General features: G+C 34.0%; 17 protein-coding genes. 7 read left to right on the forward strand and 10 right to left on the reverse strand.

Annotated features, from left to right (window positions below; all coding sequences use genetic code 11):
- Positions 1–779: 779 nt before the first annotated feature.
- On the reverse strand, positions 780–950 hold the full coding sequence (locus ACYH9I_RS02385) for a YlcI/YnfO family protein (protein ID WP_483558610.1): 171 nt from the start codon (positions 948–950) through the stop codon (positions 780–782).
- 135 nt (positions 951–1,085) lie between these two features.
- Between ACYH9I_RS02385 and ACYH9I_RS02390 the strand changes: the two genes are divergently transcribed.
- The 6 genes from ACYH9I_RS02390 to ACYH9I_RS02415 all read left to right on the forward strand — a co-directional run bounded on the left by ACYH9I_RS02390 (position 1,086) and on the right by ACYH9I_RS02415 (position 4,317).
- Positions 1,086–1,283, forward strand: coding sequence for a hypothetical protein (locus ACYH9I_RS02390; RefSeq protein WP_483558612.1), 198 nt, complete (start codon positions 1,086–1,088; stop codon positions 1,281–1,283).
- Positions 1,280–1,513 carry a hypothetical protein gene (locus ACYH9I_RS02395; RefSeq protein WP_483558613.1) on the forward strand — a complete coding sequence of 78 codons (234 nt, stop codon included), beginning with the start codon at positions 1,280–1,282 and terminating at the stop codon, positions 1,511–1,513. Before ACYH9I_RS02390 ends, ACYH9I_RS02395 begins: the two co-directional genes overlap by 4 nt.
- Before the next feature lie 284 nt (positions 1,514–1,797).
- Complete coding sequence (locus ACYH9I_RS02400) at positions 1,798–2,157, forward strand: Mor transcription activator family protein (RefSeq protein ID WP_483558614.1); 360 nt, start codon at positions 1,798–1,800, stop codon at positions 2,155–2,157.
- Complete coding sequence (locus tag ACYH9I_RS02405; RefSeq protein WP_483558615.1) at positions 2,141–2,707, forward strand: hypothetical protein; 567 nt, start codon at positions 2,141–2,143, stop codon at positions 2,705–2,707. The genes ACYH9I_RS02400 and ACYH9I_RS02405 overlap by 17 nt, the downstream gene beginning before the upstream one ends.
- Before the next feature lie 63 nt (positions 2,708–2,770).
- Positions 2,771–3,694, forward strand: a complete 924-nt coding sequence (locus ACYH9I_RS02410) for a phage capsid protein (protein WP_483558617.1) — start codon at positions 2,771–2,773, stop codon at positions 3,692–3,694.
- A gap of 26 nt (positions 3,695–3,720) precedes the next feature.
- Positions 3,721–4,317, forward strand: a complete 597-nt coding sequence (locus ACYH9I_RS02415; protein WP_174797639.1) for a hypothetical protein — start codon at positions 3,721–3,723, stop codon at positions 4,315–4,317.
- A gap of 73 nt (positions 4,318–4,390) precedes the next feature.
- Here the strand turns inward: ACYH9I_RS02415 and ACYH9I_RS02420 are convergent, their stop codons facing one another.
- Positions 4,391–4,723 (reverse strand): hypothetical protein, encoded by a 333-nt coding sequence (locus ACYH9I_RS02420; RefSeq protein ID WP_483558619.1) that lies wholly within the window; start codon positions 4,721–4,723, stop codon positions 4,391–4,393.
- Between the two features lie 339 nt (positions 4,724–5,062).
- On the opposite strand from ACYH9I_RS02420, the gene tmaR reads away from it, so the two are divergent.
- Positions 5,063–5,383 carry a PTS system regulator TmaR gene (tmaR, locus tag ACYH9I_RS02425; RefSeq protein ID WP_483558621.1) on the forward strand — a complete coding sequence of 107 codons (321 nt, stop codon included), beginning with the start codon at positions 5,063–5,065 and terminating at the stop codon, positions 5,381–5,383.
- Positions 5,384–5,439: 56 nt separating this feature from the next.
- On the opposite strand, the gene yciH is transcribed toward tmaR, so the two are convergent.
- The 8 genes from yciH to ACYH9I_RS02465 form a co-directional block, all read right to left on the reverse strand.
- On the reverse strand, positions 5,440–5,760 hold the full coding sequence (gene yciH / locus ACYH9I_RS02430) for a stress response translation initiation inhibitor YciH (protein ID WP_483558623.1): 321 nt from the start codon (positions 5,758–5,760) through the stop codon (positions 5,440–5,442).
- Positions 5,753–6,472, reverse strand: coding sequence for an orotidine-5'-phosphate decarboxylase (pyrF, locus tag ACYH9I_RS02435; RefSeq protein WP_483558624.1), 720 nt, complete (start codon positions 6,470–6,472; stop codon positions 5,753–5,755). Before pyrF ends, yciH begins: the two co-directional genes overlap by 8 nt.
- Before the next feature lie 28 nt (positions 6,473–6,500).
- A complete protein-coding gene (locus ACYH9I_RS02440; protein ID WP_483558626.1) occupies positions 6,501–7,676 on the reverse strand; it encodes an SGNH/GDSL hydrolase family protein in 1,176 nt (391 codons plus the stop codon).
- Positions 7,669–8,964, reverse strand: coding sequence for an SGNH/GDSL hydrolase family protein (locus ACYH9I_RS02445; protein ID WP_483558628.1), 1,296 nt, complete (start codon positions 8,962–8,964; stop codon positions 7,669–7,671). Before ACYH9I_RS02445 ends, ACYH9I_RS02440 begins: the two co-directional genes overlap by 8 nt.
- Before the next feature lie 5 nt (positions 8,965–8,969).
- The gene (locus ACYH9I_RS02450) at positions 8,970–10,370 is read right to left on the reverse strand and encodes an MBOAT family O-acyltransferase (RefSeq protein ID WP_483558630.1); all 1,401 of its coding nucleotides are present in this window, start codon (positions 10,368–10,370) and stop codon (positions 8,970–8,972) included.
- A 72-nt stretch (positions 10,371–10,442) separates the two neighbouring features.
- Entirely contained in the window at positions 10,443–11,426 is a 984-nt protein-coding gene (gene holB / locus ACYH9I_RS02455) for a DNA polymerase III subunit delta' (RefSeq protein WP_483558631.1), read from the reverse strand.
- A 6-nt stretch (positions 11,427–11,432) separates the two neighbouring features.
- Positions 11,433–12,065, reverse strand: coding sequence for a dTMP kinase (tmk, locus tag ACYH9I_RS02460; RefSeq protein ID WP_483558633.1), 633 nt, complete (start codon positions 12,063–12,065; stop codon positions 11,433–11,435).
- A gap of 128 nt (positions 12,066–12,193) precedes the next feature.
- Positions 12,194–14,194, reverse strand: a complete 2,001-nt coding sequence (locus ACYH9I_RS02465) for a KUP/HAK/KT family potassium transporter (RefSeq protein WP_483558635.1) — start codon at positions 14,192–14,194, stop codon at positions 12,194–12,196.
- Positions 14,195–14,326: the final 132 nt, after the last annotated feature.

Genomic DNA, 14,326 nt, shown 5'->3' on the forward strand with positions numbered 1-14,326 from the left:
TATAACTTACGTTCTTTCAATTCTTTTAGTTTCATTAAACCCACGACTGTCGTGAATTTCGATATTGCGCCAGCCATTTAGATTTGTCCCCAAATTTGATTGGCTATGTCTCGATCATCACTATAATTCACTTTGAATTGTTGTCATAGTATTCATTACATCATTAATCTTGCTCATCAATTGCAGGTAGTTCAATTGATTGTTTTGTGGGGTGGGGTTTGCTTTGCGTACCATATTTTTGACTTCTAATTTAATTTATTAACCCTTTGTAAGTGCTTTAATTTGCGATATTGGCGTAATTCACGGTAAACGATACCCATGCGAGACATAGATTTTAGGGATTCTTCAACAAATGATTGTAAATTTTGAATATCTAAATCTACTTTATAGACGGATAGATTAAGTAAATTACAAAAATCATCCCATGTTCCTGAAAATTCCGAACCGTTCGGAGTTTTCTTTTCTTTAACTAATTGATATGATTTGTTTTGATTTATAAATACTAATTTAGAAATCCGAACCGTTCGGAAATATGAAAATAAAGACAGGCTTGATTTTTGATATGTAAAACCCAACCGTTTGGCTTACCTATTATTAAAAGTGCTGACGGTCAGCACTTTTCAAATAAATAAACTTTGATTAATAATTATTTTTCAATATATTATTGCTGACCGTCAGCTGTTTTTTGTCCAAATACGCCAACGCAGATACTTTTTAAGTAATAAAGTTGATTAATAATAATTTATTATTTAAAACCTCCGACCATCGAGGATTTTAATCTACTTATCTCGCTCTAAACGCTGTCTGCAAGCCTCTTTTACCCAACTAGCAAAAGATTCTTGTTTGTTTGCTATTTGCCCCCTAATTTCCTCTAGTAATTCATCTTCAAAACGGATTGTTTGTCTTGTGCTGTTTGTTCTTTCGTATGATTTTTTATTTTTCTCTTGCATTGGTGCGAACCAGTATGATAAATTATAGTTGATGGTTCGAACCATTATAACGTGAAGATTAAAAAACACAATGCCTCGAAGTGCTACCAACACTATCGAGGCATCTAACCACAAACATTACAAGGGATAATGAGTATGGCTATTCGCAATAATACCGTATCGCCTAAATTTGGGCAAAACAAAATTTTTACTTTTCTTATTTTTGGCATTGCTTTATCACCTTATCGTGTCAAAGTTCATGCTCAAACTGAGGTAGAGGCAAGATCCTTATTGATTGTAAAAATTGGGGTTAAAGCTATCTTAGTGACTCGCCAAGTGGAGGGTATAGCATGAGCAATCAATTAGTAAATCACGCTAAGTTAACTTATTTTTTATCGGATGATGATTTTGAAAGTATTCAAGATAATATCGACCTACTACGTTTTATTGTTGATTGTGCGAGTGGTTCAGACGGTTGTCGTGATATTACAATTAATGCTAACGCTTTCTGTACTTCTTTAGGAAAAATCGAAGATAATTTAAGGCATATTGTCAATAAGTTGGTTAAAGCAAGCACTTCGTAATATATAGCCAATTTCATAAATAGTAGAAAAAGGCTTAAATCGCATTTTAAGCCTTTTTCTATCAATTCTGCCCAAATGTATCAATCATTAATTTAATCGCTTTATAAACGTTTTATAATAATTTTTAGCGCCTATTTTTCTTTAGATTTTATTTACCCTCTATCATCTTTAACTGTTTTGATTGTTCACTATTTATCTGCCCTTGTTCATATTACATTCATTGTACGTCTGTTTAATATGTCCTTGTTCCAACAATTTACCTAGAAGAGGGCAATTTAATAATTATGAATAGAATGGAAATTAAACGCCATGAATTATTTACTCATGTTTCAAATCAGGTTACTAAAGAAGCACTTGATTTTGGTCTACCAGAAGAAACCGCTTCACAGTTAGGTTGTAATGTGGCAAACGCAATTGCAGAGCTTTTTGGTGGTCAAAATCTTACATTTCCCAAAGACTATGCTTTCAAAATTAGTCAACGAGATGCACAAATTTATCGTGAGTTTAAAGGTAATAACTACCACGAGCTTAGCCGAAAATATCGAATGACAGAGCGAGGTATTCGCAAAGTGATTACAAGAGTAAAACAAAAAATAACGACCCCATTAGCTCAAAAGGACGCTCAAAATGCCCAAACTACGTAATTTTGAAATATTTAAACCTGGTACATTTACCGCAATGGACGGTAGAAAATTCACTTTTACTGAGCAAGATTTGCATGAAATAGCTGACAGCTATGACCCTAATCTTTATCAAGCTAATTTAACGCTTGGGCACCCTAAAAATAATTTACCTGATTTAGGAGCGGTTCATCATGTCTACATGTACCAAGGTAAGTTGTTTGCTTGTGCTGAGTTCGCCGACGAATTAGCCGAGGCAATCCATAAAGGTACTTATAAAAATCGTTCTGCTTCGTTTTACTTACCTCATTCACCTGAAAACCCAGTAAAAGGCAAAAGATACTTACGCCATATTGGCTTTTTAGGTGCTATGCCACCAGCAGTGAAAGGGCTTGCAAGTATTGACTTTTCAGAAAGTGGATTTGAAAGCTCAATCAATTTTGCTTCGAGTGGGGAATTTATTGATTTAACAGATTATCGACATTGTGACACTCAAAACACAATACGAGTAAAACAAAAAGACGGCACAATCAAAACGGGCTTTATATGGCGCGGTGAGATTTTGTATATCTAATCACGGCAAATAATCAAACAAGGCTTATTAGCCTTTATTTTTAATCACATTGAGGATATTTATATGCAACACCCATTTACTCCAGATACATTTTTAAGTGCTATTGCACTTGCTTACCGTAACACTGATTTAATAGCAGATGAAATTATGCCACGCTCACCTGTCGATAAATATGATTTTGCATGGACAAAATATGACATAGCCGAGCGTTTTACTATTCCATCAACTCTAGTGGGACGAAAGTCTAGACCCAATCAAATCGATTATAAAACAACAGAAGAAAAATCTTCTGTTGAAGATTATGGACTTGACTCTTCTGTACCGCAAGCAGATATTGATAACGCTAAAAGTAATTACAACCCATTAGCTCATGCAGCTGAGGCAACAACCGATTTAATCTTATTAGATCGTGAAGTTCGTGTAGCCAATATGGTATTTAACCCTGAAAACTATACAACAAGCAATCAAAAAATACTATCAGGTTCAACCCAATGGAGTAATAACAGCAGTTCGCCATTAACGGATATATCCCATGCTTTGGATTCCATGATTGTTCGAGCTAATGTATTAGTTCTTGGTAATGATGTCGCCTCGCGTTTATGTCAACATCCTAAAGTTGTTCGTGCATTTAATGGTAGTACCGGTGAAGATGGTATTGTTCCGATTGAATTTTTGCGTGAAATTTTACGTTTAGAGCAAATTTATATTGGCACTTCATGGGTTAACATGATTAAACCTGGTAAGGAACCAGTACTACAACGCGTTTGGGGTAACCACGCTTCATTGTTATATATTAATAAGAAAGCAACAACCCAAAGTGGCGTAACATGGGGATTGACTGCTCAATTTGGTGATCGTGTATCAGGAACAATCCCAGAGCCTAATATGGGACTTCGTGGCGGTCAAATGGTTCGAGTTGGCGAATCAGTAAAAGAAATATGTGTAGCTAAACATGCTGGATATTTCTTCCAAGATGCAATTGCCTAATGACTAAGTTATAGGAATAATTATCTATGAAACTACCAAAGTTAAACGGGTTATTGTCAATGAAAAAAGACATTAAAACCGTTTCGCAAATAAAAGATAACATCCAAAGGGATTTGGATATTATCCGCAATCGCATTACTTCATTGGCTAATGAGTGGGATAAGATATTCTTTCAACCATTAAACAAAACTGATGCACTCAAAAAAGACTTGCTTGCAATTGATAACCTTCATTTGGCATTAAAGGATAACTTAAAATCCAATATTTTGGAGCGCCACAATAGTGTTTTTGCTAATCCAAGAAAGGATCAATACTATATTAATGGCGCTTATGAAATATTGTTAAGTGATAAACAAGCAAGCGAGTACCATATTGCGGTCATTGCTAATTTTTTCAAAAGTCCTTATCAAACATTAGCATTGTTTAATGTTAATGAGGCAAAAAGAATTGTAACAGAGGTTTATGATTCTATTTCGGATCATGATTGGCAAGTAAAGAACGCTAGTGATATGGAAAAATCAGCTATTCGACTAAAAGAAATTCAAGCCGAACAGAATGAACTTAAGCAACTGGAGCAGAATATTCTTGTAGAAGCACAAGAAAACAATATTAACGTCCAATAACCACTAAGCCCAAGTAAAAATATTTGGGCTTAGTTATTTTGAAGTATAGGTAATAAAAAATTTTCATTTCTATTTAAGCTGAAGCGCCCTCAAGATCAGCTATCAACTGGGTATCTAATATTGAATTTCCTGTTAACTCGTGAAGTCGAAAACGTGTATACGCTACACAGCTAACAGATTGCAATTCTCGTTGTTCTACGTAGCGAAAAGCACGAACTACTTCGTTACAGAAAATATTGATTTTATCTTGTGGCACAAAATTATAACGCCCCTGTATTACCATCGCATGTCCCATAGCCTCTGTGTCTGAAATACTTCGATTATCACGAATCTGCTTACGCAATACAGCACGACCAATTGCCAATAAAATACTATCTGCAAAAAATCCGCTTGCTTGTTTTGACATTATTTTCCTTCCCGTAATATAAATAAAACTAGTTGAAAATATGACTTGATTCTGTTATTCAAGCCAACCTAGAATAACAGATATAATTGTAATCTATGTAGAAAATATGTCAAACTGAATACAGTTAATTCAATATAAGTAATTCCTTTTCATATACAGAAAATCCAAAACATCTCAATTATCAAGCAATTTTAACTTCAATTATCGCGTTCTGCTTCAAAATAGTTAATACTAAAAATATCATTTACGTTTTAAAATATAATTAATATGACCTTAAAAAATTATTGGTATATAATTGATGAAAGTTTATTTTCCATTTTTTGAAATAAGGGGTTATAGATGGACAAGGAAAAATCAACTACACCATCGTTTCAAGACGTACTAGAATACATTCGCTTATCGCGTCGCTTAAATAAATTAAAACGCGAAATTTCGGATAACGAGAAAAAAATTCGTGACAACCAAAAACGAGTGCTATTACTTGAAAACTTAAGTGAATATATTAAGCCAGATATGACTTACGAAGAGCTTCAAGCGATTATTGCTAATATGAAAAGCGATTATGATGATCGTGTTGATGATTATATTATTAAAAATGCTGAAATTTCTAAAGAGCGTCGCGAAATTAGCAAAAAAATGCGTAGTTATCGCTCTAATTAAAAGGCTATTTTTATAAATAGCGTCTTTTTTATTATGGACGCTATTTTAGTGATAAATCATCCCCCTGCTAATTTAACTTTAAATCCTTTATCTTCCAGCAATGACTTTAATAAATCGCGTTTATCACCTTGAATTTCAATAATGCCATCTTTAATTGAACCACCGCAACCACAACGTTTTTTTAATTCTGCAGCCAACTGTATTAATTGAGCATCATCGATATCAAACCCTGTAATAATACAAACACCTTTCCCTTTACGGCCTGATGTTTGTCGTTGAATTCGAATAATACCATCCCCCTTAGGGCGAGAGATGATAGCTTCAGCATGTTTAATTCGACCTTTATCAGTTGAATATACAAGTGGATTACTAGACATAATGTGGCTCACTCTTACTTGTATCCAGTGTTGCTAAAATTGTTTGTAGCGCTTTGGCTGGATCTTCTGATTGAGTAATTGGGCGTCCAATAACTAAATAATCAGAACCAGCCGCTTGAGCTCTCTGAGGTGTCATAATTCGGCGTTGGTCATCCGGATTGGTTCCTGCTGGTCTAATACCTGGTGTCACCAATTTAAAATCTCCCCCCAAGCGTGTTCTGAAACTTTGAACTTCTTTTGCCGAACACACTACACCATCAAGCCCACAGTTTTTAGCTAGCATCGCTAATCTAGTCGCTTGTTCTAAAGGCGATACGTTGATACCGATTTCTTTAAGATCAGGTGATTCCATACTGGTTAATACTGTCACAGCAATCAAAATTGGCGCATCTTTACCATATGAATAAAGCGCATCTTTAGCGGCTGTCATCATACGAGAACCACCGCTAGCATGCACATTGGTCATCCAAACACCAAGATCAGCAGTGGCTACAATTGCTTTTGCAACAGTATTTGGAATATCATGAAATTTAAGATCTAAAAAAACATCAAAACCTTTTTTCATAATCTGCTTGATAAAATCAGGCCCAGCATATGTAAAAAGCTCTTTACCGATTTTAAGACGGCAATCTTTAGGATCTACTTGATCAATAAAATTCCATGCTGATTTAACATCCGCAAAATCAACTGCAACGATAATTGGTGATAACATAACTCATTTATTCCTTTTAATAAAAAATTTAGCTGTTTTTTCTAATAAATTCATTTAAATCGGCATAAAAAATACGAGCGCTTTCTTTATAGCCTTGTAGAGTTTGATGTACGAGATCTGGACGAGCTAGCCCTCGTTGACGCCACTGTTTAATGACAAACTTACCGCCCATCGCCACTTGCCAATCCCAAAATAATGTTTTTTCAGATTTGGCAACTTGTTTCTGAATATTTATTATTTTAGTAAAAGACAGAGGCATATCTGTTTCATTTGCCATTGTGTCTGGTGGTGTCATTATCAAAATTGCCGCATTAGGTAATGTTTTACGAATCAGCCTAATATTATTCACTAAATTATCTCGATATTGATTCACATCTAATGTTTCATCAAAGCTTTCATTCGTCCCGTATTCAAGAATGACTAAATCACTTTTTGATACACCCAGTTCTTTAAGCCAATTTTGTCCCCACTTTTGCCAAATTGCTTGCTTAGCACCATTAGTAGCAATCGATGAAACAATAACTCCAGGTTGTTGATAGTGAGTTAACCAAATTCCACCAAGCTCAAGATCTTTTTGACCTTTTATAACTAAAGGTAATTTAGATACAACCGTTGAAGTTTGCCAAATATTTGGTTTGGGCATATAACTTAAATCAAGTTTATTATTATTTACATCATAAAGCGTTAGTGAATTTGAATTGTTTTTAAGCATCTTAAAAGTTAGCTTAACTTGCCAAGTTTGATTATTTAATGCTCGAGGTATAATTTGGATAGTAGATGAATCTTTATTGGGCTTAGCTATAAAACCGCCCATAGGAAAATCTAAATTATTTAACGTTCGGCTACTTAACACCTCCCAATTATTAGATTTCCACGTCACTGCAGTATGGTTTTGCCCTTTTATAGCAACAGGCGTTATCCAACCAATACCTGCGTTACCATACTTTTGTTGCATTAGTGCTCTAAATTCACCAGTAAAAAAGTCGGCTGCTGAATGAGAATCACCAAATTGGGTAATATTAATCACTTGATTAGCTTTTTTGTTATTCGCTAACAATTTTAAACGTTTAGCAAATTGTTTAGCATTAGGATCACCAAAATCAACAACAGCAGATACGCTAGACGTTTTACTTTCAGCAATACTACACCCAACAGTAATGGTTATGGCAATTACAGCTGTAATATATTTTAAAAATTTAATCACTATGGGGATCCTCTAATTCTTTATAGATTATTTTTTCCATAATGGTCTTTGCCAGAATTTTTTGGCCTGTTGGAGTAAAATGAACCCCATCATCAACCCTTACTTTAATTTTTGTTTTACCGGTTTCGATAAAATTACTGAATTTTTCGTACGTACAACCTAATAATTCATTTGTTGTTAAAAAGTGTTGTTGAACTTTTTCTATTTCAGACTTATATAAGTTATTTAAGTAAACCATGCCCTCGTTTAATTTTGCTTTGCGCATACAAGGGGCAGCAAGCCAAAGCACTTGAACATTATGTTCTATAGCGCTATTTAAGATAGATTCAATACGCAAACGATACTGCTCTTCCCACAATTCAGATTTGAATTTAGCATATTTTGTATATCCCTTAACTGGGAAATCCCAAGGATCATTTGCGCCAAGAAAAACAACAAGTAATTTAATAGAAGGGTCGGCAATTAGATTATCATTAATTGTTTTTGACCAATCAAAAGCGCTCGGATAAGCAAGCCCAGTGCTTTGTTTACTCAAATTAAGGCTTTCTATTTTATACTGCTTAAACAACATTTTTTTAACATATGGTGCAACGCCTTGCATTAAAGAATCACCAGCAAAAAACACTTTATCGTTACTCGTTAATACAATAGGTAGTGGTTCATGGGGTAACTCAATATCTACTTGTGTAGTTTTAGGTTTATCTCGCAATACAAGCTCGGGAGCAGGTTTGTTTTGCTCAATAATTTCTAAATGTGTTTTTAAATCGGCGTCTAATTTACCATTTGCAATACTACCTTGTTGCTCACTTTTTACGTTTATTTCTGTTTCTGTATTTACTTTTTGTACCGCTTCAAGCTCATTATGTTGTTGTACATTTTGAAACTGAGGAGAGTTTAATTTTGAGTCTTCATTTTCAATGATAGGCAACATAACATCAACTTGTTGAACATTTGACTCGTCATTTTTGCTTTCTTCAAGCACTTGAGTAGATGTTTCTTGAACGAAAAACGTATCACTATCAAATAAATCGAGATGATATGCTTGCTGGCAATAAATCAATATGGATTTGTAATAAAGTGCCATTAGTGCTATTGCAGTAACAAATAATGTTATCCATATATAACAGACAGATAAATGTTTAATAACAAGAGCAGAATGGGGATTTGTCTTTTTATTTTTTTGAGGATCCTTTTTAAGCGCAATTTTATTCCGCGATTTATGACGTTGTCTTTTCAAATTCGATTTTGTTTTTTTGTTATTTTTTGAAAACGATTTTTTATATATCATCATAATTAGAAATTAGCATAAATAAAGTTTGGCATACCTGATGGTGCAATATAAATAACCATCCATAAAATAAAAATAAAAACAAAAGGCAAAAAAATGCGAGGTATTTGAGTTAGTTGTATAATAAACCATTGAGTGAAATTTTTACACATTGGATAGACAAAATAGATAAAACAAATAACGAGAAAATCCCCTGCATAAAGTGGTTGTATCGAAAAGTTATGCACTAATGCGGTCAAATAATCCAAAGCATCGGGCAAACTTTCACAATAAAAAAAGAGCCATGTAAAACAAACATAATGCCATGTTAGTAATCGTGCCACCGTTGGCGAACGTCGTGTTACCCAATCTTTACCTAAATAACGATCACCAATATGAAGTGCTACGATACCAATACCATGACATGCACCCCAAATAATAAAATTAATCCCTGCACCATGCCATAATCCCGATAATAACATGGCAAGCATGACATTAATTTGCGTTTGCACAAACCCTAGACGATTTCCACCAAGAGGAATATAAATATAGTCACGAATCCAACGTGACAAGCTAATATGCCAGCGCCCCCAAAAGTCTCTTAAATTCAGTGCTAAATATGGTAAATTGAAATTAATTGGCAAACGAAATCCTAGCAATAAAGCAATACCTGTAACTAAATCAGTATAGCCAGAAAAATTCAAATAAATCTGCATTGCGTAACCATAAAGCCCAACAAGCAAATCAATCACACTAAATTCTAATGGATTGGCAAAAATTGGTTTAACCCAGTATTCGCTAATTAAACCACCTACACAGTAAACCTTAATAACAGCCAAAATAAGCAATGTAAATGCACGAAACGGTTCCAAAATTTCGCGAGGTTGGGCAACATTGATTTGCGGCATAAAGTCTTTAGCACGGTTAATCGGGCCTGCAATAATACTTGGGAAAAACGACAAAAATAGAGCAAAATCCCAAAATTTAGCAACTGGTAACTCTTTTTTCTTTACCGAAATTAAATAACTTACCGAATGGAAAGTATAAAATGAGATGCCAATAGGGATTAATAAAGTGATAGCAGGCAATAAAATAGGAAAATTTAAGAAATTAAACAAATATTGCAGCTCATAACGGAAAAAATCAAAATATTTAAACAACGCAAGATTAATAATTGATGCACATAACCCTAAAACGAGCCATCGTTTTGCATGATGTTCCGATGCCGCAATCAACAACGAAAACAAATAAATCACACAAGTATAAATAAAAAGGATAAGCGCAAATTGCCAGCTATAACTACCAACAATAAGGTAACTCGATACTAAAAGTAGTCCATTTTGGATTTTAGGCGATAAACGGCATCCCCAATATAGGGCAAAAAAAGCGATAAAAAGTAAACCAAATTCAATAGATAAATAACTCACGGTCATCCTTTTTTACTTAAACGTATGCCTGAAAATAAAAACACACCTTGCCTTATATTACTTCATTTTTACTTAATCAACTAATTCGGATTGAGCAAGAACATTACAAATAATGAGTTCTTTATTCAATCCAGTAATTGTTAACAGCTGGTTTCTTGCTTGTAACCATAAATTATAAAGCTCAGAAAGCCTCTCATTACTATTAGTTGCAAGTAATCGGACTAATGGTACTTGATCACGATTAACGATAAAACGCCCTACTTTTTGCTTCGCTTTAAGCGCATCACTTAATAACGCACAAAACCAAATAATGCGTTCAATAAAATCTTCGTTATCAAAAGTTTTAGCCAACTGCCAATAATTATTTTGCGGTACAACTTCTAATAAATGTTCACAAAACGCTTTTCGTTGTTGCCATTTTTCTGGCATTAATAGTGCAGCTGCTTTTAGTGGTGCATTTTCGCTTAATAATAATGCAGAGGCAAGTTCATTATCGCTGTATTGTTGGCTATATTGTTTTTTTAACCATTCAATAGATTGTTCCAATTTAGGAACAGGCAAACAATAAGAAAAACAACGGCTATGAATTGTTGGCAATAATTGGCTATTATGTTCATCGCTTAAAATAAAATATGTCTTTTGGGGTGGTTCTTCTAACGTTTTAAGCAAGGCGTTAGCAGCAGCTTCTGTCATTAAAGCCGCATGTTTAATCCAAAGAACTTTATTACCACCTTGTTGGGATTTTTCGTAAACTTTGCTAGATATATTACGGATTTGATCAATACCTATTGACTGCTTACCTTGTTCATTAGTTATTACATAATAATCAGGATGATGGTGAGATAAAAACAGTTGGCAGCTATGACATTTTAAGCACGGTTCTAATTGCTGTGAACATTGGCATAATAAACGGCTTGCAAGTTTTGAAACAAATTGGTCTTCACCACTACCTTGAACATAATTAATTAGCAAAGCATGATGAGTGCGCTTATGCACAATTCCTGATGCTAATTGCTGATAAGGTAACGAAAGCCAAGGATAGTCATTTAAGATCATTGAATATTAAACCTGTTTTGTTAGCCATTTTGTTAAAATTTGTTCAATTTGCTTAGTCACATCGTTAATTGATTTTTCAGCATCAATAGTTATAACTGTTTTGTCTTGCTTGGCAATTTCTAAATAGCGTTGACGAATTCGTTCAAAAAATGGCAATGATTGTTGCTCAATACGATCGAGTTCACCACGCGTTCTTGCACGCATCAAACCAATTTCAGGATCGATATCCAAATATAAAGTAAGATCAGGTTTAAAGTTACCCAATACTTGTTCTTTTAATATCGCCATAAAGTTTTTATCTAACTGACGCCCACCACCTTGATAAGCCTGTGTTGATAAATCATGACGATCACCAATAACCCATTTACCAGCCTCAAGTGCTGGTTTTATGACATTATCAATCAGTTGAATACGCGCTGCATATAGCATTAACAATTCGGCTTTATCAGTCAAAGGTTCTTTGTTTAGACCATTTTTAATTATATGACGTAATGCTTCAGCAATCGGTGTTCCACCCGGCTCTCGGGTAAATTGCAAATCGTCAATATTGTGTTGATTCAAAATGCGTGCAACGGTGTTAATAGCTGTTGTTTTACCAGCCCCTTCAAGTCCTTCGATGACAATAAATTTACCTGTCATGCTTAGTTCCTATTATTTATTATGATACTTTTAAATATAACCAACACAGGGGAACTTTTCCCACTAAATTGCATTATTGTACACTAATTTTTATTTTTAGGGATTACTATCCTAAATTTATCAATGTGTTATTCTTTATCTATCGATTCTAAATTACCTGTAACACTCATTTTCGATTGCTCAATAAGTTGTTTTAATGTTTTATTGTCGTTCTCATATTCACTAACAACAATTGGAACAAATTCAACTAATGCTGTAGAGGGATCGATATCAAACATGTCAATATCCGAAGTAAATTGACGCTTAATGAATGAGTAAATAGCTAAAATTGGGCGGTTAATAAAATTAATATCTACATTACGTAATGTTCTCTCAACAATTACATATAAACTATCACCTCGACGATCTTTAACTGAAGAATAACGTGAAGATAAATTAACTAAATTCTGCTGTTCCGTGCGTGTCGCAATGAGTTGGGCATACTGTTCAACATGCATATCTACTTTAAAACCAATATTCAAATCAATACGAAAAACCTTATATGGAACTAACACTTCAATTTCATATTCGAATTGATATGGCTCATCCATACGGTTGATCGATATAAACCAATAAGTATCTGCACGTTTTGGTTTTCGTTCGAATAGTGAGTAAGTAATTTTACTTTCAACCGCATGAGCACTTTGGGCGCGTGTTAAATAAAACAGATGTGTCGCTATTTTTTCAATACTTTTATCATGACTGACAGCAATAATTTTAGCCAAATATTCATCATCTAGTTTATCAAACGAGTTATGTTCACGCTTTAAATTTCTCCCGGTTATCCACGCATACATAATAATAAAAATAAAACCAGCTATAAGAATCGAGGCGAAACCACCGTGGAAGAATTTTTGAATATTTGCGATAAAAAAGCCACCTTCAATCAACATAAAAAAGAGGGTTAACGGGATACTATACCAAAGTGGTTTATTATTCTTCATAAAATAGAAAAACAATAAGACTGTCGTCATCAACATACTCAAAGTAATCGCTAGGCCATAAGCTGCCTCTAAATTAGTTGATGAACGAAAACCAAGTACCGTCGTAATACAAAGTGCACACAAAATATAATTAATTGAACGAATATAAACTTGTCCTTTAATTAAGGTAGGATACTGAACGTGAACATATGGCCACAGATCTAATGACATCGCTTCGCTAATGATAGTAAATGATCCACTAATTAACGCCTGACATGCAATAAAGGCTGCACAAGTTGACATAATAATACCAATTAATCTAAACCATTCAGGCATTATCATAAAAAATGGATTGATATCAGCATTAATTAAGTGAGGATTATAAATAACCCAGGCCGCTTGGCCTAGATAATTAATAATTAAACAAAATTTTACATAGCCCCATGAAATACGAATATTTTTGAGCCCACAATGTCCTAAATCAGAATAGAGCGCCTCAGCACCTGTAGTACACATAAAGATAGCACCTAAAATAACTAATGCATCTGGTGCTTCAATAATAAATTTAATTGCATAAATAGGATTAAAAGCAGCTAAAACATCACAATGCGGTAATAATCGATATAGCCCTAATAAGCAAAGAATGGTAAACCAAATTGCCATACTAACACCAAAGTATCTTCCCAATGCGCCAGTCCCTAAAGGCTGAATAACAAACAAGGTAAGAATCAAAAACAGCGTGATCGGGATAATAGGTATATGAGGGTAAATAACATTTAACCCTTCAATCGCCGTAATAATAGTAATTGCTGGAGTAATGGCGCTATCTGCAAGTAACGCCGCAGCGCCAATAATAGCAATAACAAATGTCCATTTATAACGCCGACGAATTAAAGCATATAAAGATAAAATGCCACCTTCACCTTTATTATCTGCACGTAATGTAATAATGACATATTTCAAAGTGGTTTGAATAGTCAGTGTCCAAATCACACACGATACTGCCCCCAAAATATAAAATGGATTAGCCCACTGATTATCAGGTAATCCGTGAATAATAGACTTTAAAACGTAAAGAGGAGAAGTACCAATATCACCATATACAATGCCAATAGCACTGATAATACCAACAATTCCAACTGGAATTTTATGATTTGAGTTGTTCATTTTAGTATGACTTAAAATTATTCTCAATAAAGCTCAGAATGATACTGCTAATCAAAATAATATACATAAAGTTTTTTGACAATTTACATTTAATTATCAATTACAGTGAAATTAGCAAAATTGCTCAAAACT

The sequence above is a fragment of the Gilliamella sp. X-23 genome (genome assembly GCF_057063545.1).